General features: G+C 63.3%; 17 protein-coding genes. 4 read left to right on the forward strand and 13 right to left on the reverse strand.

The genetic code is table 11. The features are described 5' to 3' along the window. Window positions 1–52 precede the first annotated feature (52 nt). Both QAZ47_RS23080 and QAZ47_RS23085 read right to left on the reverse strand, forming a co-directional pair. Window positions 53–1,105 carry a LacI family DNA-binding transcriptional regulator gene (locus QAZ47_RS23080; protein ID WP_278230849.1) on the reverse strand — a complete coding sequence of 351 codons (1,053 nt, stop codon included), beginning with the start codon at window positions 1,103–1,105 and terminating at the stop codon, window positions 53–55. 232 nt (window positions 1,106–1,337) lie between these two features. After that, window positions 1,338–1,679, reverse strand: coding sequence for a hypothetical protein (locus tag QAZ47_RS23085; protein ID WP_278230850.1), 342 nt, complete (start codon window positions 1,677–1,679; stop codon window positions 1,338–1,340). A 146-nt stretch (window positions 1,680–1,825) separates the two neighbouring features. Here QAZ47_RS23085 and QAZ47_RS23090 point away from each other — a divergent pair, with 146 nt between their 5' ends. Then, complete coding sequence (locus QAZ47_RS23090; protein WP_278230851.1) at window positions 1,826–2,455, forward strand: hypothetical protein; 630 nt, start codon at window positions 1,826–1,828, stop codon at window positions 2,453–2,455. Here QAZ47_RS23090 and QAZ47_RS23095 read toward each other — a convergent pair. The 3 genes from QAZ47_RS23095 to QAZ47_RS23105 all read right to left on the reverse strand — a co-directional run bounded on the left by QAZ47_RS23095 (window position 2,411) and on the right by QAZ47_RS23105 (window position 4,973). Then, complete coding sequence (locus tag QAZ47_RS23095) at window positions 2,411–2,977, reverse strand: biosynthetic peptidoglycan transglycosylase (RefSeq protein WP_347567207.1); 567 nt, start codon at window positions 2,975–2,977, stop codon at window positions 2,411–2,413. The genes QAZ47_RS23090 and QAZ47_RS23095 overlap by 45 nt on opposite strands. Before the next feature lie 357 nt (window positions 2,978–3,334). Then, window positions 3,335–4,222 carry an HNH endonuclease gene (locus QAZ47_RS23100; protein ID WP_278230852.1) on the reverse strand — a complete coding sequence of 296 codons (888 nt, stop codon included), beginning with the start codon at window positions 4,220–4,222 and terminating at the stop codon, window positions 3,335–3,337. A 103-nt stretch (window positions 4,223–4,325) separates the two neighbouring features. Next, window positions 4,326–4,973: a class I SAM-dependent methyltransferase gene (locus tag QAZ47_RS23105; protein ID WP_278230853.1), complete on the reverse strand. Its 648-nt coding sequence runs from the start codon at window positions 4,971–4,973 to the stop codon at window positions 4,326–4,328. Window positions 4,974–5,539: 566 nt separating this feature from the next. Between QAZ47_RS23105 and QAZ47_RS23110 the strand changes: the two genes are divergently transcribed. Together QAZ47_RS23110 and QAZ47_RS23115 are read left to right on the forward strand one after the other, a co-directional pair. Further along, a complete protein-coding gene (locus QAZ47_RS23110) occupies window positions 5,540–6,817 on the forward strand; it encodes an outer membrane beta-barrel protein (RefSeq protein WP_278230854.1) in 1,278 nt (425 codons plus the stop codon). Window positions 6,818–6,928: 111 nt separating this feature from the next. Further along, a complete protein-coding gene (locus QAZ47_RS23115; RefSeq protein WP_278230855.1) occupies window positions 6,929–7,471 on the forward strand; it encodes a dihydrofolate reductase family protein in 543 nt (180 codons plus the stop codon). Window positions 7,472–7,493: 22 nt separating this feature from the next. Here the strand turns inward: QAZ47_RS23115 and QAZ47_RS23120 are convergent, their stop codons facing one another. The 8 genes from QAZ47_RS23120 to QAZ47_RS23155 all read right to left on the reverse strand — a co-directional run bounded on the left by QAZ47_RS23120 (window position 7,494) and on the right by QAZ47_RS23155 (window position 21,503). Continuing rightward, window positions 7,494–8,834: an HlyD family type I secretion periplasmic adaptor subunit gene (locus tag QAZ47_RS23120; protein ID WP_278230856.1), complete on the reverse strand. Its 1,341-nt coding sequence runs from the start codon at window positions 8,832–8,834 to the stop codon at window positions 7,494–7,496. Continuing rightward, entirely contained in the window at window positions 8,831–10,504 is a 1,674-nt protein-coding gene (locus QAZ47_RS23125) for a type I secretion system permease/ATPase (RefSeq protein WP_278230857.1), read from the reverse strand. Before QAZ47_RS23125 ends, QAZ47_RS23120 begins: the two co-directional genes overlap by 4 nt. A 210-nt stretch (window positions 10,505–10,714) precedes the next feature. Beyond that, window positions 10,715–14,770 (reverse strand): VCBS domain-containing protein, encoded by a 4,056-nt coding sequence (locus QAZ47_RS23130; RefSeq protein WP_278230858.1) that lies wholly within the window; start codon window positions 14,768–14,770, stop codon window positions 10,715–10,717. Window positions 14,771–15,339: 569 nt separating this feature from the next. Then, window positions 15,340–16,173, reverse strand: coding sequence for a patatin-like phospholipase family protein (locus tag QAZ47_RS23135; RefSeq protein ID WP_278230859.1), 834 nt, complete (start codon window positions 16,171–16,173; stop codon window positions 15,340–15,342). Continuing rightward, complete coding sequence (locus tag QAZ47_RS23140) at window positions 16,170–17,471, reverse strand: pitrilysin family protein (protein WP_278233854.1); 1,302 nt, start codon at window positions 17,469–17,471, stop codon at window positions 16,170–16,172. The genes QAZ47_RS23135 and QAZ47_RS23140 overlap by 4 nt, the downstream gene beginning before the upstream one ends. A 287-nt stretch (window positions 17,472–17,758) precedes the next feature. Then, entirely contained in the window at window positions 17,759–19,120 is a 1,362-nt protein-coding gene (locus QAZ47_RS23145) for a pitrilysin family protein (protein ID WP_278230860.1), read from the reverse strand. A gap of 84 nt (window positions 19,121–19,204) precedes the next feature. Further along, window positions 19,205–19,759, reverse strand: a complete 555-nt coding sequence (rsmD, locus tag QAZ47_RS23150; RefSeq protein ID WP_278230861.1) for a 16S rRNA (guanine(966)-N(2))-methyltransferase RsmD — start codon at window positions 19,757–19,759, stop codon at window positions 19,205–19,207. Next, on the reverse strand, window positions 19,740–21,503 hold the full coding sequence (locus tag QAZ47_RS23155; protein WP_278230862.1) for a pseudouridine synthase: 1,764 nt from the start codon (window positions 21,501–21,503) through the stop codon (window positions 19,740–19,742). Before QAZ47_RS23155 ends, rsmD begins: the two co-directional genes overlap by 20 nt. A gap of 183 nt (window positions 21,504–21,686) precedes the next feature. On the opposite strand from QAZ47_RS23155, the gene QAZ47_RS23160 reads away from it, so the two are divergent. Further along, complete coding sequence (locus QAZ47_RS23160; protein WP_278230863.1) at window positions 21,687–22,145, forward strand: nucleoside deaminase; 459 nt, start codon at window positions 21,687–21,689, stop codon at window positions 22,143–22,145. Window positions 22,146–22,222: the final 77 nt, after the last annotated feature.

A 22,222-nucleotide genomic window follows, 5' to 3' on the forward strand; every position in this document is an offset into this window, starting at 1 on the left:
ATGGTTCTCCTCCCGGTTTGGCCGTTGCGCGACGGCCGTTTCGTTCGATGCCTCAGCCGCCCGGCGGACGGCCGCATGACTGACGCACCACCAGCCGGCACGGCAGTTTCCTGATGCCCGGCGCGGCCGGCTGGCCGCCCACGAGCGAAAGCAAGGCGAGCCCGGCCTCGCGGCCGAGCGTCGAAAGGTTCATGTCGACCGAGGTGAGCGGCGGGCGCGTCGCCTCGGCCACGATCTCCCAATTGTCGAAGCCGATGACGCCGACATCCTCGGGCACGCCGATGCCGCGTTCGCGCAGCGCGTCGATGACGCCGCGGGCGATCTGATCGTTGCCGCAGAAGACGGCGTCCGGCCAGCCTTCCCTGCCCACCTTGGCGAAGAGTTTTGCGACCGCCTCATGCCCCCAGCCTTCCGACCAGGCGCCCAGCAGCGGCTCGGCTGTGGGCAGGCCGTGCTCCTCGAGCACGTCCCGGTAAGCCTCGGCCCGTGCGTGCACCACCGCGAAGCTGGCCGGGCCGCTGACATGGGCGATGCGGCGGCGCCCGAGCCGCAAAAAGTGCTCGACCGCCAGCCGCGCGCCGCCGGCATCGTCGGAGACGAGGCCGACCGCGCCGGGATCGGGCTGGGTGAAGGCGTAGACCACCGGCACGCGCAGGTTGGAGAGGTCGACAGGCAGATGGCGGTCGATGCGTTTTCCCGTGGCGATGATGCCGTCGACGCGCTTGTCGAGCATGGCCTCGACATGCAGCTGGCCGAGCCGCGTGTCGTCCTCGACATTGCACAGGAACACCGAGACGCCATTGTCGACCAGCGCATCCGAAACGCCGGCCATCAGCGGCAGCGAGAAGCGGCCATAGGTATCGTTGGTGAGCAGGCCGACGGTGAAACTGCGCTTGCGCAAGAGACTCTGCGCCAGGCTGTTCGGCCGGAAGCCGAGATGCCTGGCCGTCTCGCGGATGCGCTCGCGCGTCTCCGCCGTCATCCGCCCCTGCCCGTTCAGCGCCTTCGAGGCCGTCGCCACGCTGACGCCGGCCGCCGCCGCCACCTCGCGAAGGGTAACCGGGGTCTTGGCGGAAACTGGCGCTGGCTCGGCGTCGGAAGGCATGGGCGCGGCGAATTCCCTTAGCTGAGAAAAGGTTTTCTCTTACCGCCCTGCGCGGTGATGACGGGTGAGGTCAGCACGTGACGGCGATTTGGGAAAAGGTTTTCTCAGACGGCAGACTAGGGGAAGGGGGCGGGGTTGGCAAGGGGGATGAAGAGCAGGCGGCGCTTGTTCCTCAACGATTGCCTTGCGCCAGGGCAAATCGAGAGCGGACGTCCGGTTCAAGCGCCAACGATCAACGCGAAATGACTCTCTCATATTTGCCGGCGAACGTTACCTTGACCCCGTATACGCCAACGGCATTGCGCTCTGACACCTCAATGACGTCGCCGTCAAACGTGAGCGTTATGAGATGGTCAACGTCGTAAGATTCTGAGTGGAGAATGCGGTTGCCATCCAAATCCGCATCAAAGTCCAATGTGCCGATGTTAGGCCCGCTGGCCCGCTTTTCACCCCAATACGCCAAACCGCTGACATGATAACGGGTTGGCGTCTCGCCCGACGCCTCAATCCATAGCTCGGATCGGTCTGCCGAGCCCACCCTCTTGTAGTACCCTGCTATGTTCATAGAATCCACGGCGATACCTGCTCATGCTTGGCTGGTCAGGTTCAGCTCCCCAAAGCATGGAATGTCATCGCTTTGGTTTCTGCCCCCGCAGACATTTTCGTGTCCAGCGTTTGCATATATCCTGTCACCTACCACCATTGTCGGACAACTCTAGTATGGGATTAATCACACTTCAGCAGGCCATCAACTGGCTCCTCGGAGCCGTGATTGGAGGAGCGATAGCCTTTGCGTGGCAAAGGCGCGGATGGGTGTTCCAACAAAGCCTCAAGCGCGGCACTGACAAGTATGAGGCGCAGGTCAGCGTCACTCGCGAAGCTTTCTCCCTTGTCGACAAGCGCATATTCGCATCTCGTCTTTATCTAGATACCCTCATTGAAAATGACAAAGACAACGTTGCAGCAGAGCGTGAACGTTACCGAAAAGTAGTCGAAGAATGGAACGAAAAGATTTCTGGCCTCGTAATATTAATTAGAGTCCGCTTCGATTTTCAATCCTCTGTTAGGTTCGAGCGGTACTTTCTTCCGGCCTTTGCTGAAATTGATCGAAAGCTAAGACAAAAAAGGCTAACGATAGCGAAGAGCGGCCACGAGCAAGCACTAATTACAAACGGAATCAGGGAAGATTTATCATTAGTAAATTTGACTGCCAGGGAAATTATGGCAGATATGCTGAAGATTACATCAGACACTCTAAATATTATCGACGACGAACCTAAAATATCCATAAAAAATAGGAGTCAGCTAACACATTTTTATCTGCTCAAATCTCTTTTCAAATTGAGGTAGCAGACGGATAGCATAATTAGATCTTCTTTCTACCTTTGCCCTCCAAACTGGATTTTCGTGGAGCGGCTTGGGATACACCAACATGGAAGCCAGGACGGCGGCCTCCTTGGGCGAGAGTTCGTAGACCGCCTTGTCGTACATGACCTCTGACGCGCGGTGTCGACCAATTAGTCCGCTGCCGAAGAAAGCAATATCCAGATAGGACCGAAGCAGAGCTATTTTATTGAAATGAAAATTGGCCAGCAGCGCCAGAAGACCTTCTCGAAACTTGCGGTACATTGTAAGCTCTCGCCGACTATTTACCGTGCGAATGAATTGCATCTCGATGGTCGAAGCTCCCCCATGTTGACAAAAAGTTGCGGCCTTCCATACTTCACGAACTATTGATCGACAGTCAATTCCATAATGATTAAAGTATCTACGGTCCTCTAAGATTATGGTCATCTTCTCAAGATTGTCGAGAGGGGTGAATATATCATATCCCTGATATCGTTCATATAGTGCGTCTATTTCCTGATTCATATGAATCAGCTTATTTTTCAGGGACGGTATAGACTTAGCCTCTGTGCGCACTCGCCTGGGTCCTGCCGTAAGTCCATCGGATCTCGTCAAACTGATAGTGCTCAAATTAACATATCGTACAAGGAATACGATAGAAGAAAGCCTGGTTGCCGCGTTGTTTAAGTCGAATTCCGCGTTTCCAATCTGAGTGCTATAAGGTGGAACTACGATTCTCTTCAGCCGGGACGCAGACGCATGGGCCGCCTGTTTATGCCTAACCGCCAAGGCGATGAGAGTGATGGTAGCGGAGACGAGTAGTTAGTGCTCGTGAACGAATGAGTCGGAACGGCGAGCATCAACCGAATTCAGCTGGCCACCTTACTGCTTAAAACAATGCTCCCGATGCCATTGCAAGAACCGGGGATGCGGGCGTTCGGACGGTCGGCGAGGCGGAAGCGCGCAGCGCGATCTGTTTATGAACCCCTGAACGCTGTCGAGGTCGTTGACCTGCCGTGAGACCAGGATTTCCAGATCGTCGGACAGGCTGATCAATCCGCGATCGAACATCCAATGCGCTGTACCGGAAAGCGCGATCCCATTGTTGATGATATCGGGTCCGTTCGCTTCAACCGGTCGAATATGCGCGGCCGAAACCTCGGCTCGGCCGCCGCCGTTGATCAACTTCAGCCCCGTGATCGCGCATCGCTCGTCATAGGCTCGCAAGACGATGCGGCGGAAGATGCGGTCCCGCACAATTCGCGATCCGAAATAACTCACACGGTCGCGGGCCTGCTCGAACTCGAATGGTGCCTGCTCTTCCTGAAAGCCGTTTTCGTCAACGCGCGGTAGCACCACCTCATTCGCATCGAAGGCCAGGTCGAGGATGCGGTTGAAGTCGGCTGGACTAAGCGGACGGACAGCGGATTGGGCGCGGCCCGAAATCTTTCCCTCCTCATTGAGCAAGGCTTGCTCAACCAGACCATGGGGTCCGTTGAATGGGACGGGATTAACGAAAGGCAGGTATGTACCAGGCTCAATGAGAGCGAGGTACATGTCCGGCGTCACAGGATCGGGAACCACTTGTTGAACCTTGGCCATCGCGTAATAGCCACGTGCGTCCTTCACCTTGCTGGGTTCGTAGTAAATGATCGAGTCGCCGACGCACGCTTCGACACGACGCAGATACGTGCTAGGAAACTGATATTGCTCTTCAGGACGGTCGTTGTATCGCGAATCCCAGCGGTGAATGAAAACCCCAAATGCCATGATCTTCCGCGATGCGTTGCTTGGAAGTACGTCCGAGCCGATACAGCCCGATATTCGGAGCTTAGTCTAGCTGCTAGCAGAAGCTTTCCCCCAGCCGGCTGACCTACCGCCTCCTGAAAAACCCCGACAAAATATTCGGCCCCGCCTCCCCTGGCCGCAGCCTGATCCCGTCCTCGAATGAGTTCAGCGTCACGCACTCGAATCCGTTGTGCGCGAGCAGCGCCACCAGCGAGTCGCGGTCGAAGTGGTGCAGGTGTTCGTTGGGGAGGCGCATGCGCCAGGTGCGGAACCAGGCGTCGCCGTCGGCGCCGAGCTCGCGCCAGCGGCAATAAGGGACGGCGACGGCGAGGTGCCGGGTCTTGAGGCGAGCCAGGAAACCGAGATCCGGGATGTGCTCGAGCACATCGAACATGGCGACGAGGTCCCACGAGCCTGCGAGTGCCTCCTCCCAATCGACAAAGCGGACGCCTGCGGGCAGCGGAAACTCGGCGATGTCGTAGCCGGCGCAGTCGGCGACGCCGGTTATCCTGGCGGCTTCGATGAAGGTGCCGGTGCCGTATCCGATCTCCAGCACGGAACGAGGAATCTCGCCGGCGATGCCCAGCACCCAGCCAAGCCACTGATAGCCGAGCTTGATGGTGCGGTCGCTCAGGTCCTCGTAATAGGAAATGTACTTCTTGTCGTACTTGATCGGCGTGAAGTCGATCTGGTGGATCACGCCAAACCGGTCCACCTCGTAGTTGTCCAGCATCGCCCTGCCGCCCTCCGGAGCCCGCATTGTTACATGGCGGAGCTAAACGCAGCGTAACCGGCGGGTCTCCGGCAAGGGCCGGTCTAAAGCGCGTCGCGATCTTTCAGATTCGCTCCATGCGCTTTAGGTTTTTGATTTTACGCATGTCTCCCGAACCGGTTCCCACTTTCGGGAGACATGCGTTAGCCCCTGAACGGATGAGGCCACCAGCACATAGCCTTAATTGAGCGACCACCGATGCGGTTGTAGATTCACCAGCACGGGGCAACCCGCACGGGCCGGCGAACATGCTTCACCCGGCCGTTCCAGCACCCGTCGCCGACTGCGGATGTACCAGCGGCGACGGGAGCTACCCTTCCAGCAAATGCGCTGCGGCTTCTAGATGACGGGGCGGTTGCGGACGGAGGCGGCGACCGATCGGCAGGCCGACCTGACCATTTCTGGGTGCATCGCCCGGATCTGCCTGTTTTTACGCCAGTTTGCCCACCGGTGTGGCATTTCTGCCACCACTCATTTCGACAACCCCTGCTAGAAACGCGCCGGGTTCTTAAACGGGGTTTGGGCTAATGCTTACGCGCTTTTCAGCGAAATCTATCTTTTTGTCTGCCGTTTCGGCGGTCGCTTTGATGTCCGCCGCTCAGGCGGCCGATGTCGTGCAGGAGCAGGCGGCGCCGGGCTTCAACTGGAGCGGCCTCTATGTCGGCTTCGGCGTCGGCACCGGTGCCACCGTGCACCAGCTCAGCGTCCCGGGCCTGAGCTTCAACGGCATCGGCGGCAATGGCGTGTTCGGCGAGCTGACCGCCGGCTACGACCATATGGTCAGCGAGCGCGTCCTGCTCGGCGGCTTCATCGATGCGACCTACGGCAATATCGGGCCTTCGCTCAGCGCATCGGGCCTTGCCAGCGCCGACCTCCAGAACGTTTACGGCTTCGATGTCGGCGTGCGTGCCGGCTATCTGCTCAACCCGAACACGCTCGGCTATGTGCTCGGCGGCTACAGCTGGCAGCATTTCAAGCTCGACGGCGACCTCGGCGGCGGTGGATTCGACTTCACCCAGAACCGCGGCGGCTATGTGCTCGGCGTCGGCATGGAAACCGTGCTGAGCGGCAACTGGACGCTGAAGACCGAGTACCGCTATGCCGATTACGGCGACAAGTCGGTGCTCGATCTGGGCGGCGGCGCCGCGCTGAACATCGAGCCGTCCACGCACACCTTCCATATCGGCGCCAACTATCGCTTCGGCGCCCAGAACGGCGGCGGCGCTTCGTTTGCCGCTCCGAGCTACAACTGGACGGGCTTCTATGCCGGCGGCGCGCTCGGCGCGGGCACCCAGGTGCACGACCTGTCGCTGGCCGGAGCCGCGGAATTGGACGGCATTGGCGGCGAAGGCGTGTTTGGCGAGGCAAGCGTCGGCTACGACCAGGACTTCGGCGCCTGGGTGGCGGGCCTGCAGTTCGATGCCCGGTATTCGGGCATCCGCTCCAAGCTCGACATTGCCGGGGTCTCGATCAAGGGCGATGCCGATTATGGCTTCGATGCGCTGGCGCGTGTCGGCGCCAAGGTCAACGAATCGACTTTGGCCTATGTCATCGGCGGCTATAGCTGGCAGCACTTCAAGCTGCATGCCTCCGCAGGCGGCGCCAGCGCCGACATCTATGATTGGGGCTCCAGCGGCTTCTCGGTCGGCGGTGGTCTGGAAACGGCCGTTTCCAACAACATGACGGTCGGCCTCGAATATCGCTATTCCCAGTACGAGAAGGAAGATTTCGGTTCCGGCGGCTTCCTCGAGGATACTCCTCGGATCCAGACGGTGCGCCTCGGCGCCAAGTACAAGTTCAACTAAGCAAGGCCCTCCAGCCAAATGCGAAAGCCCGCCACCCGGCGGGCTTTTTGTTTGTCGGAAACGCGCCGGCCTGCGCGTCCTATGGTGCGACCCTGACCAGTGGAGAGCACCATGAGAAAACTCATCGTCACCGAGTTCATCAGCGTCGACGGCATCGCCGAGGTCGAAAAGCTGCCGGGCGTGACCTGGAACGACGAGATGCAAGCGTTCAAGGAGGACGAGCTTGCCGACAGCGGCGCCATGCTTCTCGGCCGCACGACCTACGAGATCTTTGCCGGCTCATGGCCTTCCGAAACCGGAGATTTCGCCGATCGCTTCAACGCACTGCCGAAATATGTCGCCTCGACGAGCCTGAAGGCGCTCGAATGGCAGCCGGCGGAACTGCTCGAAGGACCCCTGCCGGACGCTGTCGCCAAACTGAAGCAAGGCAGCGGCGGCAACATCTATGTGCATGGGAGTCTCAGCATCGCAAGGCAGCTGCTCGGCCACGGCCTCGTCGACCGCCTCCGGCTGCTCGCCTATCCGGGTGCCGTCGGCCAGGGCAAGGCGCTGTTCCCGTCCGACAAGCCGCTTGCGCTGGAGCTGGTCTCGGCCGCGCCGTTCAGCAACGGCGTGGTGGCGCTGGAGTACAGGCCCACAGGGCCGAGGAGCTGACTCGAGGCCTTCAGTCCGGGCGCTATTTCTGCCGGAACGCCGAATGCAGCGATGTCGTCAGCGGTCCCAGAATGTAGTCCAGCGCGGTGCGTTCCTCGGTCACGATCATGACCTGCGCCGGCATGCCGGGATAGAGCTGGATCTGCGGAGCGGCGGCGAGTTCCTGCTGATCCACCGCAATGTCGGCGACATAGTAGGGAAAGCCGGTCTTGGCATCGGTGACACGGTCGGCCGAGATGCGGGTGACGCGGCCATGGATGACCGGCGTCGTGCGCTGCTTGTAAGAGGTGAAGCGCACCTCGGCCGTCATGTCGGCGCGCAGGCTGGATATATCCTCGACCCTGACCTGCGCCTGGACGATGAGCGAATTGCGGGTCGGCACGATGTCGAGAATGGTCTGGCCGGGAGCGACGATCGCGCCGGTCGAGAAGACGCTGAGGCCCATCACCTGGCCGTCATAGGGCGCACGCACCTCGGCGCGGTCGACCGTGGCCTGCGCGGCGAACATCTTCGGCACCAGGTCGGCGAGGTTCGACTGGGTGTCGATCAGCATGGCCGAGAGTTTTGCGCGGCGCTCGTTGGCGAGCTGCGCAATCTGGCTTTCGAGCTCGGCCTTGCTCTGGCGGTTTCCCGCGATCTCGCCCAGAGCCTGATCGATCAGGCCTTGCAGGTCGGAGGCGGAGCGGTCGAGCTCCAGGATACGGGGCTTCGTCGTCAGCCCGGCTTTCAGGAGCTTGTTGAGACCTGCCTTCTCGTCGATCGTCGACTTGAGCTGCGCGCGAAAAGATTCGACGCGCGCCTGCTTGCCGTCGATCTGCTCGTCGAGTTCGGCTATCCGCTTCTCAAGGATCTGCCTGGCGCCGGCCATCGAGGCGCGCTGGCTCTCGAGGTCGGCAATCTGGTTGGCCATCGCATCCTGCAGATAGGCCTGATGCTCGGCGGTGATATCCTTCGGAAAGGCGACGTCCTCATGACCGTCGAGCTCCGCGCGGATGCGGGCATCGGTGGCGCGCAGCAGCGCATATTGCTGGGAATAGAGGTTGAATTCGGACCGGGCGCGGGTGTCGTCGAGCATCACCAGAACATCGCCTGCCTTGACGATGTCGCCGTCCTTGACCCGGATTTCCTTGACCGTGCCGCCGTCGAAATGCTGGACGCTCTTGCGGTTGCCCTCGACCTTGACCACCGCATCGGCAAGGACCGCGCCATTGAGCGGCGCGATAGCCGCCCAGCCGCCGAACACGCCGAAGAAGGCGAAAATGATGAGCAAACCGACCCAGACCGGCCCGCGGATCGAATCCGGGTTGGCGTCCGCGTCTTCGGCGCCGGCGAGGCTGCGATAGGTAGCGGCGATGTCGGTCATTGGGTTGCCGCCGTGATGGGTGCCGCGCGCTGGTTGAGCAGCGCGACGATCTCGTTCTTCATGCCGAAGGCTTCGACCGCGCCGTCCCTGAGAAGCAGGATCTTGTCGACATTGGCCAAGGTCGAGGGCCGGTGCGAGACGATGATCACCGTGCTGCCGCGGCGCTTCAGCTCCAGCGCGCACTCGGCGAGCGCGCGGTCGCCGTCGGCATCGAGGTTGGAGCTCGGCTCGTCGAGCACGATCAGGTTCGGCGTGCCGAACACGGCGCGGGCAAGCGCGATGCGCTGCCGGTAGCCGCCGGACAGCACCGCCCCGCCCTCGCCGATCTGCGTCTCGTAGCCTTGCGGCAGGCGGATGATCATCTCATGCACGCCGGCGAGCCGCGCCGCCTCGATGACCTCGCGGTCGGCATCGGTCTTGAAACGGCCGATATTGGCGGCCACGGTGTCCGAGAACAGCTCGATGTCCTGCGGCAGGTAGCCGATATGATCGCCGAGCGCCTCCCTTCCCCATTGCGTCATGTCGGCGCCATCCAGCCTGACGGTACCGCGGCTCGGCTGCATGATACCGGCGAGGTGACGCGCCAGCGTCGACTTGCCGGCGCCGGACGGGCCGACGATGCCGAGCGCCTCGCCAGCGTCGAGCCGGAACGACACATCACGCAGCAGCACTTTCTGCAGGCTGGGGATGGCGAAACTCAACTGCTCCACGGCGACCTTGCCGGTGGGCTGCGGCAGGTTGAACGAGCGTTCGCTTTGAGCGCCGCCGTCAAGCAGCTTCTCGACCCTGCCAAGGGCTGCCCGCGCCAGGATCAGGCTGCGCCACAGGCCGACGATCTGCTCGACCGGCTGCAATCCCCTGCCCAGCAAGAGGCTGGCAGCAAACATCGAGCCGCCGGTGATCTGCCGCTCGATGACAAGATAGGCGCCGAGGCCGAGGATCAGCGATTGCATGGTCAGGCGCAGGAAGCGGATCAGCCCCGACATGAGCGCCGCGCGGTCGCTGGCCTGCCCCTGCCGGCGGAGCGCAAGGCCACGGTCGCGCCCCCAGCGGCGGACGAGGCCGTCGATCATGCCCATGGCGCGGATGACTTCCGCGTTCCTCAGGCTCATCTCGGTGAAATTGTAGTTGGCCGTGGCAAGGTCGTTGGCCTGCTTCAGCGGCGCCCGCACCATATATTCGTTGAGCACCGCCATGGTGATCAACAGCAGCGATGAGCCCAGCGCGAAGAAGCCGAGCCAGGGATGGAGGAGGAAGATGATGCCGATGTAGATCGGCGACCATGGCAGGTCGAACAGCGCATGGATGCCGCTGCCGGTGATCACCTGCCGGAACGTGTCGAAATCGCGGATCGGCTGACTTTGCGCAGTGCCCTGCGACGGCGTCTCGACCGACGCCGCCAGGATCCTGGCCGAGAGCAACCGGTCGAGCCGCGCGCTGGCCCGTGTCAGGATCGCGGCGCGCACCAGGTCGAGACCGGCGAGCGTCAGGAAAGCCGCAAGCAGCACCAGTGTCAGCATCACCAGCGTCGTCTCGCTGCCGCTGGTGACCACCCGGTCGTAGATCTGCAGCATGTAGAGCGGGGACGCCAGGTAAAGCAGATTGATCGCCAGGCTGAACACCGCCGCGAAGAGGAAATAGCGGCGGCAGGCGCGAAGCGCTTCCAACACGATCTTGGATTTCTTGTCGAAATTCACATCCCCAGCGGAGAACCGCCCCCTGTCCAAACTGCTTGCCCGGGAGCGATCCTACTCCCGATCCCTCAACCGGCCACGCGATCCGCTAGTAAACCTGCTGTAAACCTTAATTCGTAACCTCGAATCGTCGGCTTTCGGGAGACGAAGTGAGCCCGCGAAGCCGCGGGCTCATCTCCTTCTTCGTCACAGCACGAAGTCGCTTGCCGTCAGGCCAAGGCCGGTGCCGGTCAGCGTGATCTGGAAATCAGCTGTCGCGTTACCGTTGACGTCGACATGGACAATCGTGTTGCCGCCAACTTCCGACCAGGTGATGCTGTTCGCAACGGTGGCTGCATTCTGCCCGCCAAACAGGAAAGCCTGATCGCCGCCGCTGACCGTGTTGGCGTCGATCGACGATAGGTCGATCTTGTCGACGCCATGCACGAAGTCGGTGATGGTGTCGAAATTGCCTGCGCCCGGTGCCGAATCCGAGACGTTCGGGCCGTAGTAGAACGTGTCGGCGCCGGCGCCTCCGGTGAGTGTGTCGGCGCCCACACCGCCGACGAGCCGGTCATTGCCATCGCCGCCATTCAGCGTGTCATTGCCACCTTGGCCAAAAAGCGTGTCGTTGCCGGCCAAGCCGAAGATCTGGTCCGCTCCGCCGTTGCCGTAGAGGACGTCATCTCCGCCATTGGCGCCGTTGAGACCATCCGAGGAATTGCCGTTGCTGCCGGTGATGACCTGGAACGTCTCGGAGTATTGGTAGGCAGGCCCAACTGGGTCACCGGCCTGCGTCGCTTGCACGGTGATGGAGTACGCCTTGCTGGGCGAAAGATCTCCCGAACTCAGCGTGCTGCCGCTGATCGAGAACACCCCCGCATCCGATTGCGAGGTGATGCTGTAGACAAAGCTGCCGGGATCCGGATCGGTCGCGGCCAGCGTGCCAGTGAACTGGAAGGAACTGAAGTTCACATTGTCCGTCGTGGTGCTGGGCGTGAGTTGGATGTCGGTCGGCGCAAAGCGCGGCGGCCCATCATCGGTGCCGAGGATATCGATGGCGACCGAGGTGTGGGTGCCGTCGGCGCTGACCACGTCGAAGCTGTCGGTGTAGTGCTGGCCGGCGACGAACTCGTCATGGGCAGAGGAGGCCGTATAGGTCCAGGCGCCTGCCGCATCGATGGCGAAGGTGCCGTAGCTGCCGGCCGTGCCGGCCTGCGCAACGAAGTGCGGATCGCTGTCGACGTCGGAGATGGTCAACGTGCCCGAGGTCGAGATCGCCGCCGCCGTGTCGCCTTCGGTCAGCCCGACCGAGGCCGAGGACAGCACTGCGGCATCGTTGGTGCCGAGGATGTCGATGGCGACCGAGGTGTGGGTGCCGTCGGCGCTGACCACATCGAAGCTCTCGGTGTAGTGCTGGCCGGCGACGAACTCGTCATGCGCCGAGCTTGCCGTGTAGGACCAGTTGCCGTCGGCATCGATCGAGAACGAACCGTAGCTTCCGGCCGTGCCGGCCTGGGCGACGAAGTGCGGATCGCTGTCGACGTCGGAGATGGTGAGCTGGCCCGAGGTCGAGATGGCGGCAGCCGTGTCGGCTTCGGTCAGCCCGACCGAGGCCGAGGACAGCACTGCGGCATCGTTGGTGCCGAGGATGTCGATGGCGACCGAGGTGTGGGTGCCGTCGGCGCTGACCACATCGAAGCTCTCGGTGTAGTGCTGACTGGCGATGAACTCGTCATGCGCCGAGCTTGCCGTGTAGGACCAGTTGCCGTCGGCGTCGATCGAGAACGAACCGTAGCTTCCGGCCGTGCCGGCCTGCGCGACGAAGTGCGGATCGCTGTCGACGTCGGAGATGGTGAGCTGGCCGCTGGTCGAGATGGCGGCAGCCGTGTCGGCTTCGGTCAGCCCGACCGAGGCCGAGGACAGCACTGCGGCATCGTTGGTGCCGAGGATGTCGATGGCAACCGAGCTGTGGGTGCCGTCGGCGCTGACCACATCGAAGGTGTCGGTGTAGTGCTGGCCGGCGACGAACTCGTCATGCGCCGAGCTTGCCGTGTAGGTCCAGGCGCCGTCGGCGTCGATCGAGAACGAACCGTAGCTTCCGGCCGTGCCGGCCTGCGCGACGAAGTGCGGATCGCTGTCGACGTCGGAGATGGTGAGCTGGCCGCTGGTCGAGATGGTGGCAGCCGTGTCGGCTTCGGTCAGCCCGACCGAGGCCGAGGACAGCACTGCGGCATCGTTGGTGCCGAGGATGTCGATGGCGACCGAGGTGTGGGTGCCGTCGGCGCTCACCACATCGAAGGTGTCGGTGTAGTGCTGGCCGGCGGCGAACTCGTCATGCGCCGAGCTTGCCGTGTAGGACCAGTTGCCGTCGGCATCGACGGAGAACGAGCCGTAGCTGCCGGCGGTGCCGGCCTGCGCGACGAAGTGCGGATCGCTGTCGACGTCGGAGATGGTGAGCTGGCCGCTGGTCGAGATGGCGGCAGCCGTGTCGGCTTCGGTCAGCCCGACCGAGGCCGAGGACAGCACTGCGGCATCGTTGGTGCCGAGGATGTCGATGGCGACCGAGGTGTGGGTGCCGTCGGCGCTGACCACATCGAAGCTCTCGGTGTAGTGCTGACCGGCGATGAACTCGTCATGCGCCGAGCTTGCCGTGTAGGACCAGTTGCCGTCGGCATCGATGGAGAACGAGCCGTAGCTGCCGGCGGTGTCGGTCTGGGCGACGAAGTGCGGATCGCTGTCGACGTCGGAGATGGTGAGCTGGCCCGAGGTCGAGATGGCGGCAGCCGTGTCGCCCTCGGTCAGGCCGACCGAGGCCGAGGACAGCACTGCGGCATCGTTGGTGCCGAGGATGTCGATGGCGACCGAGGTGTGGGTGCCGTCGGCGCTGACCACATCGAAGCTCTCGGTGTAGTGCTGGCCGGCGACGAACTCGTCATGCGCCGAGCTTGCCGTGTAGGACCAGTTGCCGTCGGCATCGATCGAGAACGAACCGTAGCTTCCGGCCGTGCCGGCCTGGGCGACGAAGTGCGGATCGCTGTCGACGTCGGAGATGGTGAGCTGGCCCGAGGTCGAGATGGCGGCAGCCGTGTCGGCTTCGGTCAGCCCGACCGAGGCCGAGGACAGCACTGCGGCATCGTTGGTGCCGAGGATGTCGATGGCGACCGAGGTGTGGGTGCCGTCGGCGCTCACCACATCGAAGCTCTCGGTGTAGTGCTGGCCGGCGATGAACTCGTCATGCGCCGAGCTTGCCGTGTAGGTCCAGGCGCCGTCGGCGTCGATCGAGAACGAACCGTAGCTTCCGGCCGTGCCGGCCTGCGCGACGAAGTGCGGATCGCTGTCGACGTCGGAGATGGTGAGCTGGCCGCTGGTCGAGATGGCGGCAGCCGTGTCGCCCTCGGTCAGGCCGACCGAGGCCGAGGACAGCACCGCCGCATCGTTGGTGCCGATTATATTGACGACAATGTTGTAATTCGCCGTCCCATCGGCCGACGTCACGGTCAAAGTATCAGTGACATGCTGGCCCTGTGTCAGCGGGTCGGCTAACGCCTGGTTGAGCGCATAGGTCCAGGCCCCGGTCGCCGCGTCGAAGGTGAAGGTGCCGTAGGTGCCGTTCAGGTTCGCCGGCGCCTGGAAGTGGTTCTGGCCGGCATCAACGTCCGAAACGATCAGTTGCCCGGAGGCATTGGGGTCGCCAGGCGTACCGTTGGCGACGCCACCGGCCTCCACCACGGCGTTGTCCACGACAGGCGCCGCAGTAATCGTCGCACCGTCGTTGCTGCCTTGAATGTTGACCGAGACGCTTGCCCAGCTCAGCGTTCCGTTTCCGAGCTTGATCGCATAAGTGAAGGTCTCGTTGATATGGTCGTTCTCGCCGAGTGCCTGCAGGCTGGAGAAGCCGTGCGCCGTCAGATAGGCGCTAAGGTCCATCTCGACCTTGCCGTTGTTAATGCGGATCAAGACCCCGTCGGCGATGCTTTCCCACGCGGAGATACCGCTTGCCTGCACGTCCTGGGTCGTCAGGTCGATCGGTGCGTATTGCTTCGTAGATGTCGATGCGGACTGACCGTCGTCAATCGAATAGAGGGTCTTGGCATTCCCGCCCAAATCATTCGCCAGAACGTCCAGCAGGATGATGGACTGGCTGGGGGATACGATGACAACGGTGTCCTCGGTGTAATTGAAGACGTCATTCTGCGCCTGCGGCGTGTTGGAGAACGACGTCGTGGTGCCGCCCGCGCCGGCGACTTGCTGAGTGGCCATTTTTACCCCCTGTCGGCAGATGTCGACGCATCCGCCTTGGCCGTCCGAGACGGCTGACAAACCCCATGCCGAAACGTGGTTGACGTTCGGCGCCCAATTACGTGAGGCGGGAAGATCCGTGCACCAAGCCGCGACCCCTCGCTCCCGGCCGCGAACGGTCCGCACAGGTGCGGCTATTCACGGACAGGTGGTGGCTCAATGGTGACGACAACAGCGGCCGAGACGGCCGCGTTCGCAATTTCCCCTACCCCAGTAGCGCCGCGACTCGTTGTTGCCCGTCGAGCGGCCTTTTACGCTACTCGTACATTAGGATATTATTAACTCTACCGCGTCAACGGGCAATTTGATGAAGAGTTAATGACAAAATATAAACTTAAACTAAAATGTGACCATACTGCACCAAGGACAGTTCATATTTCTCTGCGGGGTCCAAACTGCGCAGGACCTATGCGACGACCTGTCAGACTTTGGTCGCCAGACCTTAGTCGCCATCGCGCGCAGAATGCGCGCAGAATGGTTGAGAGGCAACGCGCGGTTCCCGACATGATTCGCGCCGCCCTCTTGCCTCGTTAGCCGCCGTGCTCCACAACCGCCTTCTCGACCGCGCGCTTCAGCTCGTCCTTGATCTCGGCGGTGTCGGCCATCAGCGTCTCGATCTTCAGGAAGTCGAGCACGCGATATTTCGAGACGGCGGGGCGGATGAGGATGTCCGGCGGGTGCTGCCGCAGCTTGTTGGCGATGATCGACTGCATCATCAATTGCGTCGCGCCATACATCAGGTCGACCGTGGTCGGATGCTTGCGCTCGGCATCGCTCGGCGCCCCCACCACGTCGATGGCGATGATGATGTCGGCATCCTTCTCGACGAGATCGAAGGGCACGGGGTTGTAGATGCCGCCGTCGATCAGCACGCGGCCGTCGCGCGTCACCGGGCGGAACACCGCTGGAATGGCGGCCGACGCCGCCAGCGCCGATTGCAGGTCGCCCTCCGCGAAGACCGCGAGCTTGTGGCCGAAGTAATCGGTCGCCGTCACCTTGAGCGGGATTTTCAGCTCTTCGAAGGTCGCCGGGATGGCGTCGGGCAAAAAGGCTTTCAGGATGCGCTCGACATTGAACTGGCCGACGCGGATGCCGCCCTGCATGGCTTCGGCGATCGTGCCCGGCCGCGAGCGCCACATGCGCGCGGCCACCTCGGCGCGGCTGCCGAGGATCGAGCGGGCATAGAAGTGGATCTCCGCACCTCGCATGCCGGCAGCCATGCCGGCGCCCATGATGGCGCCGATGGAGGAGCCGGCGATCGCCACCGGCCTGATGCCGAGCTCGTCCAGCGCCTCGATGGCATGGATATGCGCCAGTCCCCGCGCGCCGCCGCCGCCGAAGGCAACCGCGAAGGTCGGGCTCATCCCTTGCCGCTTCCCGCCACCCGCACCAGCGGCGGACCGATCACCATCACCGCCGGATCGGCTGACAGGAGCTTCCTCGCCTCGGCTTTGACGTCTGCAAGCGTCACCGCGCCGATCAGCGCGGCACGGCGCTTGATGTAGTCGATGCCGAGATTGTCGAGCTGCAGCTCGACCAGCGTCGCGGCGATGGAGGTGGAGGAGTCCAGATTGTTGATGGCGTAAGCGCCGATCATGTATTTCTTTGTCGCCGCGAGCTCTTCTTCCGTCGGCCCCTTCTCCGCCATCTCCTTCACCACCTGGCGCACGATCGAGAGCGTCTCGGCAGCGCGATCGGAGCGCGTCGCCGTCGTGACCAGCAGCGCGTTGGAATGCTCATGATCGACGAGATCGGAGCTGACGCCATAGGCAAGACCGCGTTTCTCGCGCACCTCCTCGTAAAGCCGCGACGTGAATGTCGAGCCGCCGAGAATCTCGTTCATCAGCACGGCGGCGTAGAAATCGGGATCGCTCCGTTTCACGCCAGGCCAGGCAAGCTGCAGGGAGGTTTGCGGCAGGTCGTAATTCACCTCGAGCTGCTGGCCGAGCTTCGGTGCCACGTCGCTCACCCGGGCCAGCGTCTGCTTGTCCGGCAGATCGCCGAACACCTCGTCCAGTTTGGCGCTCAGCGTCGCGGCGTCGATGTCGCCCACCACCGCTACATGCAGGCCGCCGCGCGCGAAATTCGCCCTGTGGAAGGCCCTGATATCCGCGGCCGTGATGGTGGCCAGGCTATCCCTGGTGCCCTGATCCGGCCGCGCATAGGGATGTTCGCCATAGATTGCACGCAGCCAGCGCTGCTGGCCGATCGTGTTCGGATCGCGCTCATTGGCGAGGATGCCGGAGAGCACCTGGGCGCGGATGCGCTCGATCGGCGCCTCGTCGAAGCGCGGGCTGTTCACCGCCAGCTTCAGCAGGCCGAAGGCCTCGTCCTTCTGTTCGGACAGCATGCGCATCGAGCCATAGGTGCCGTCGCGCGCCGCCTCAAAACTCATCTCGGCGCCGGCGTCGTCGAGCTTCGACTGGAAGGCCTCGCTGTCGAGGTCGCCGGCACCCTCGTCGAACAACCCGGTCATCAGGTTGACCAGCCCTTCCTTGCCGGCGGGGTCCTGCGCGGTGCCGCCGTCGAAGACGAAGCGGATGGCAACCAGCGGGATCGAATGGTCCTCCACCAGCCAGGCGGTGATCCCCTTTTTCGACTTCACCTCCTGGATGTTCATCTCCGCGCGGGCGGCCAACGCCGGCAGCAGCAGGAAGAACATGGCAAAGCAAAGGGTGACGAAGATGCGCGCCACCTTCCCTTCTCCCCTTGTGGGAGAAGGTGTCGCCGAAGGCGACGGATGAGGGGTGCTGGACGAAGTGCGACCTTGGAGGTCGCCAGTTCTCGATGCCCGACCAGAGAGGTCGCGTTTCTTCCAACACTCCTCATCCGTCTCGGCGCTGCGCGCCGATCCACCGCCCGGGGGCGAGCCACGGGTCTCGCCCCGTCCTTCGGACCCCACAAGGGGAGAAGGGAAGAACTGCCGGCGTCCGCAAACCACGCTCATCATCAATTCCCCGCCTGTTGCTGCGGCAGGAGATAGCCGGTCGTCGAGCGGTCGAGCACGAGGTAGCGGGTTGCCGCTGCCTTGACCTCTGCGGCCGTCACCTTGCGAATGCGGTCGGGCCATTCCTGGACATCCTTCACGTTGCCGCCGGTGGCGAGCGTCGAGCCGTACATATTGGCCATGTCGTCCTGCTTGTCGCGGGTGAAAATCATGGAGCGGACATAGCGTGTCTTGGCCCGCTCCAGCTCGTCGTCGGTCACGCCGTCCTTGGCGATGCGGGCGATCTCGGCGCCGACGGCGGCTTCGACTTCGGAAAGCTTGGCGTCGCCGCGCGGCGAAGCATAGACGGTGAAGTTGGTGGCGTCGAGCATGGTGCCTTGGAAGAAGGCGCCGGCCTCGGAGGCGATGCCCTCTCTGACCACCAGCTGCTGGTATAGCCGACTGCGGTTGTCGCCACCCAGGATCTCGGCCAGAAGGTCGAGCGCCTCCGCCTCGCCGGGCTTGGCGGTATGATAGGACGGCACCACCCATTGCGTGGAAAAGCTCGGCACCGAGACGCGCGCGTCGGTCAGCGTGACGGTGCGCCGTGTGTTCTGCTCTGGCTCGACCGGGCGGATGCGCGGCCGCAGATCCGGCCCGCGCGCCACCTTCCCGTAGGTCCTTTCGGCCATCGCCTTCACCGCGTCCGGATCGACATCGCCGGCGACAATCACCACGGCGTTGTTCGGCCGGTAGAAGGTGTCGTAAAAGGCCTTGGCATCCTCGCGATTCAGCTTTTCCATTTCCTGCATCCAGCCGATCACCGGAATGCGGTAGGGCTGGTTCTGCCAGAGCGTCGCGTCGACCTCCTCGTCGAGCACCGCTTGCGGATTGCTGTCGATGCGCGAGCGGCGCTCCTCCAGGATCACATCGCGCTCGGTCTTGATGACGTCGTCGGTGAGGACGAGGTTGCGCATGCGGTCGGCCTCGAATCCCATCATCTGCTCGAGCGCCGAGGGCGGCACCGTCTCATGAAAGGCGGTGTAGTCATAAGAGGTGAAAGCGTTGTTCGAGCCGCCGATGTCGGCAACGGCCCGGTCGAACTCGCCGGCAGCGTGGTTGCTTGTCGCCTTGAACATCAGATGCTCGAAGAAATGCGCGATGCCGGACTTGCCGGGCGGCTCGTCGGCGCTGCCGATCTTGTACCACACCATATGGGTGACGATGGGCGCGCGATGGTCCGGGATGACCACCACTTCCATGCCGTTGTCGAGCAGGAAGTCCTTGACCTCCGCGTCGACCGCGGCGTGCGCCGGCGCCTGTAGAGCTAGTGCCAATGCGCCGGCAAGGAATGCTGCGCGCAGCCCTCTGGTCGTGAATGTCATCAAATGCTCCGTCCCGGTCGCGCGACGATAGAAAAGCTTCGCTGGCGAGGCAAAGTGAATTGTTCGTCATTTTCGAGGCGGCGTTTACGCAACCTCGATGAAGCGGATCACCGTATCGCCATAGCCGCGCTCGTCCACCACCGAAAAACCCGCGCCCGGCTCGAACGACGCGGAGGCCGCCTCCTCGACGACACAGAGCGCGCCGGGCAACAGCCAGCCGCCGGCCTTGGCGGAACGCAGCGCGCGCTCGCCGAGGCCCTTGCCGTAGGGCGGATCGGCGAAGACAAGGCCGAAGGGCGAGAGCGTGCCGGCCTCGCCGAGATGGGTGGCGTCGCGACGGAAGATCTTCGTCCGGCCGGTGAGCCCGAAGGCCTCGACATTCTCGCGGATCAGCCCGCGCCCTTCCGTCGATTCCTCGATGAAGACACAATAGGAGGCGCCGCGCGACAGCGCCTCCAGCCCAAGCGCGCCGGTGCCGGCAAAGAGATCGAGCACGCGGCCGCCTTCGAGCTTTTCGGCATGGCGATGCGCCAGCACGTTGAACACCGCCTCGCGGGTGCGGTCGGTGGTCGGGCGGATGGCATTCGAACGCGGCGTCGCCAGCGGACGCCCGCGAAACTCACCGCCGACGATCCGCATTGCCGCCCCTCGGACCCCTTGGCCTGTCGCCACCGCTTCCCTCGGACCGATCGCCCTTTGGCTTGCCGAACGGCTTGCCCTTGCCGCCGGGCTTGAACGATGCCTTGCGCGCCTTAGCCTCGGCAGCCTTCGCGGCGTCGGCCTCCGCCCTTCCCTTGCCTATGGGGCGCGCTCCCGGCGCCATCCAGACATTGGCCTTGCGCTGACCGGGCGGCTCGATCGGGCGCGGCTCGCCTTTCTTGCCGCCGAAGTCACGGCCGGACTTGCCGAAGCCGCGTTCGGATTTGTCGAACTTGGGGCCGCGTTCGCCGAAGACCCTTTCCGGCTTCGTCGAAAGCTTGCTCAGCGCCTCGTCGCGGCTGCCTTCGCGGCGCTTGCGGGCCTTGATCAGCCCGCCCTCGCCGATCGGCCGGCGGTCGCCGTCACGCGAGAATTTCGCCCGCTCGCCCTCGTCGCGGCGCGGCTCGCTACGCCGCACCGGCTTGTTGGAGAAAGGCTTTTGGATTTCCGCCTCGAAGTTGGCGCCGGACTCCTCGACCAGCCGCTCGCCGAGCTGCTCGCGCAGCGTGCGGCCCTTGATCTCCAGCACGTGGCCTTCGGGCAGCTCGTTCAACTGGAACGGCCCGTAGGAGATGCGGATGAGCCGCGTCACGTCCAGGCCAAGCGCGCCCAGAATGTTCTTCACCTCGCGGTTCTTGCCCTCGCGCAGACCGATCGTCAGCCAGGCGTTGCTGCCCTGCTCGCGATCGAGCGAGGCTTCGACCGAACCGTAGAAGACGCCGTCGACGGCAATGCCGTCGCGCAAGGCGGCCAGCGCGCTCTCCGCGACCTTGCCGTGGACGCGCACGCGATAGCGCCGCAGCCAGCCGGTGGCCGGCAATTCGAGCACCCGCGACAGCCCGCCGTCATTGGTGAGCAGCAGCAACCCTTCGGTGTTGATGTCGAGACGGCCGACGGTCATCAGCCGCGGCAGGTCGGCGGGCAGCACCTCGAAGACGGTCTTGCGGCCCTCCGGATCGCGGTTGGTGGTCACGACGCCCGCCGGCTTGTGGAACAGGAACAGCCGCGTGCGCTCGATCGGCGGGATTTCCGTGCCGTCGAGATGGATGACGTCGTCGGCCATGACGTTGAAGGCCGGCGAGGACAGCACCTTGCCGTTGACCTTGATGCGGCCGGCGGCGATCAGTTCCTCGGCGTCGCGGCGCGAGGCAATGCCGGCGCGCGCCAACCGCTTGGCGATGCGCTCGCCGACTTCCGGCACTGCTTGCGAAGGCCGCGGGCGCGGCTTGAAGCCGCCCTCGGGCTTTCCCGCGGCGGCGCGCGGCGGGCGATCGGCGAAATCTCGCTTGGGGCGGTCGCCGAAGTCGCGCTTGGGGCGGTCGAAGCGCCGTTCGCCGCGCTCGCCTTCGGCGGCTACGGGCCGGTCGCCGCGCGGCGTGTAGGGTTTGCGGCCCTCGCGCTTCTCGAAGGGCTTGCCCTCGCGTGGCGGGCCCTTGCGGAACGGTCTTTCGCCACGCTCTCCACCCTCGCCCACTTCACGCGGCTTGTAGCTGCGCTTGAAATCGCGCGCCGGGCGCTCGCCATCCGCGGCCATCGACCGGTCGCGCTTGGCGAACGGCTTCTTGCCGCCGAAGGATGGCTTGCTATTGCTGCCCGCGGCTCCGCCGCGGCCGCGCGGGCCTGCCGGCCTCGATCCGCCTTTGCCCGCACCCTTGCGCGGAAATTTCTTGTCGTTGTCGTCCATTACCTTGGCTCTTCTTAAAGCTGCTACGATGCCGCCCGCCTTTTCGGGCGCCCAACGCAGGCAGTGTCGTCTTGATTTTTGCGCATATGTCAGCGCGGCAAAAACCGATTCCGGTTTTCAGGGTCTCGCGCTAGATAACAGGATCACCATCGGGTGGCGAGGAGTAATCGGAATGGAAACCGCGTGAGGCGGCCGGATTTCATGGCTTTGGCCCTCCAGGAGGCCGAGGCGGCCGCAAGCCGCGGCGAAGTGCCGGTCGGCGCGGTGATTGCCAATGGCAGCACTGTAGTGGCGAAGGCAGGCAACCGCACGCGCGAGCTCGCCGACCCGACCGCCCATGCCGAGATGCTGGCGATCCGCGAAGCCTGCCAAAGGCTCGCCAGCGAACGGCTTACCGGTCACGACCTCTATGTGACGCTGGAGCCCTGTACCATGTGCGCCGGCGCCATCTCGTTCGCACGGTTGCGGCGACTTTATTTCGGCGCCGCAGACGAGAAAGGCGGCGCGGTGGTCAACGGCGTGCGCTTCTTCACTTCACCCACCTGCCACCACACGCCCGATATCTATCCCGGGCTGGGCGAAAGCCAAGCCGCTCTCATCCTGAAGGAGTTCTTTCGCGAGAGACGGAATGGTGAATGGTGAATGGTGAATGGTGAATGGTGAATGGTGCAAGTAGTGAGTAGTAAGTTAGCAGTTTGTGAATAGCGCAGAGGAAATAT

Origin of the sequence: Mesorhizobium sp. WSM4904 (assembly GCF_029674545.1) — a bacterium.
Taxonomy (GTDB): Bacteria; Pseudomonadota; Alphaproteobacteria; order Rhizobiales; family Rhizobiaceae; genus Mesorhizobium.

Bases quoted from the DNA above. Each gene is read 5' to 3' on its own strand.
- QAZ47_RS23115 (WP_278230855.1), top strand. From the start codon at position 6,929: ATGAGAAAACTCATCGTCACCGAGTTCATCAGCGTCGACGGCATCGCC.
- rsmD (WP_278230861.1), bottom strand. From the start codon at position 19,759: ATGCGGATCGTCGGCGGTGAGTTTCGCGGGCGTCCGCTGGCGACGCCG.
- QAZ47_RS23140 (WP_278233854.1), bottom strand. From the start codon at position 17,471: ATGTTCTTCCTGCTGCTGCCGGCGTTGGCCGCCCGCGCGGAGATGAAC.
- QAZ47_RS23095 (WP_347567207.1), bottom strand. From the start codon at position 2,977: ATGAATCAGGAAATAGACGCACTATATGAACGATATCAGGGATATGAT.
- QAZ47_RS23130 (WP_278230858.1), bottom strand. From the start codon at position 14,770: ATGGCCACTCAGCAAGTCGCCGGCGCGGGCGGCACCACGACGTCGTTC.
- QAZ47_RS23155 (WP_278230862.1), bottom strand. From the start codon at position 21,503: ATGGACGACAACGACAAGAAATTTCCGCGCAAGGGTGCGGGCAAAGGC.
- QAZ47_RS23135 (WP_278230859.1), bottom strand. From the start codon at position 16,173: ATGAGCCCGACCTTCGCGGTTGCCTTCGGCGGCGGCGGCGCGCGGGGA.
- QAZ47_RS23080 (WP_278230849.1), bottom strand. From the start codon at position 1,105: ATGCCTTCCGACGCCGAGCCAGCGCCAGTTTCCGCCAAGACCCCGGTT.
- QAZ47_RS23145 (WP_278230860.1), bottom strand. From the start codon at position 19,120: ATGACATTCACGACCAGAGGGCTGCGCGCAGCATTCCTTGCCGGCGCA.
- QAZ47_RS23120 (WP_278230856.1), bottom strand. From the start codon at position 8,834: ATGACCGACATCGCCGCTACCTATCGCAGCCTCGCCGGCGCCGAAGAC.
- QAZ47_RS23090 (WP_278230851.1), top strand. From the start codon at position 1,826: ATGGGATTAATCACACTTCAGCAGGCCATCAACTGGCTCCTCGGAGCC.
- QAZ47_RS23100 (WP_278230852.1), bottom strand. From the start codon at position 4,222: ATGGCATTTGGGGTTTTCATTCACCGCTGGGATTCGCGATACAACGAC.
- QAZ47_RS23105 (WP_278230853.1), bottom strand. From the start codon at position 4,973: ATGCTGGACAACTACGAGGTGGACCGGTTTGGCGTGATCCACCAGATC.
- QAZ47_RS23110 (WP_278230854.1), top strand. From the start codon at position 5,540: ATGCTTACGCGCTTTTCAGCGAAATCTATCTTTTTGTCTGCCGTTTCG.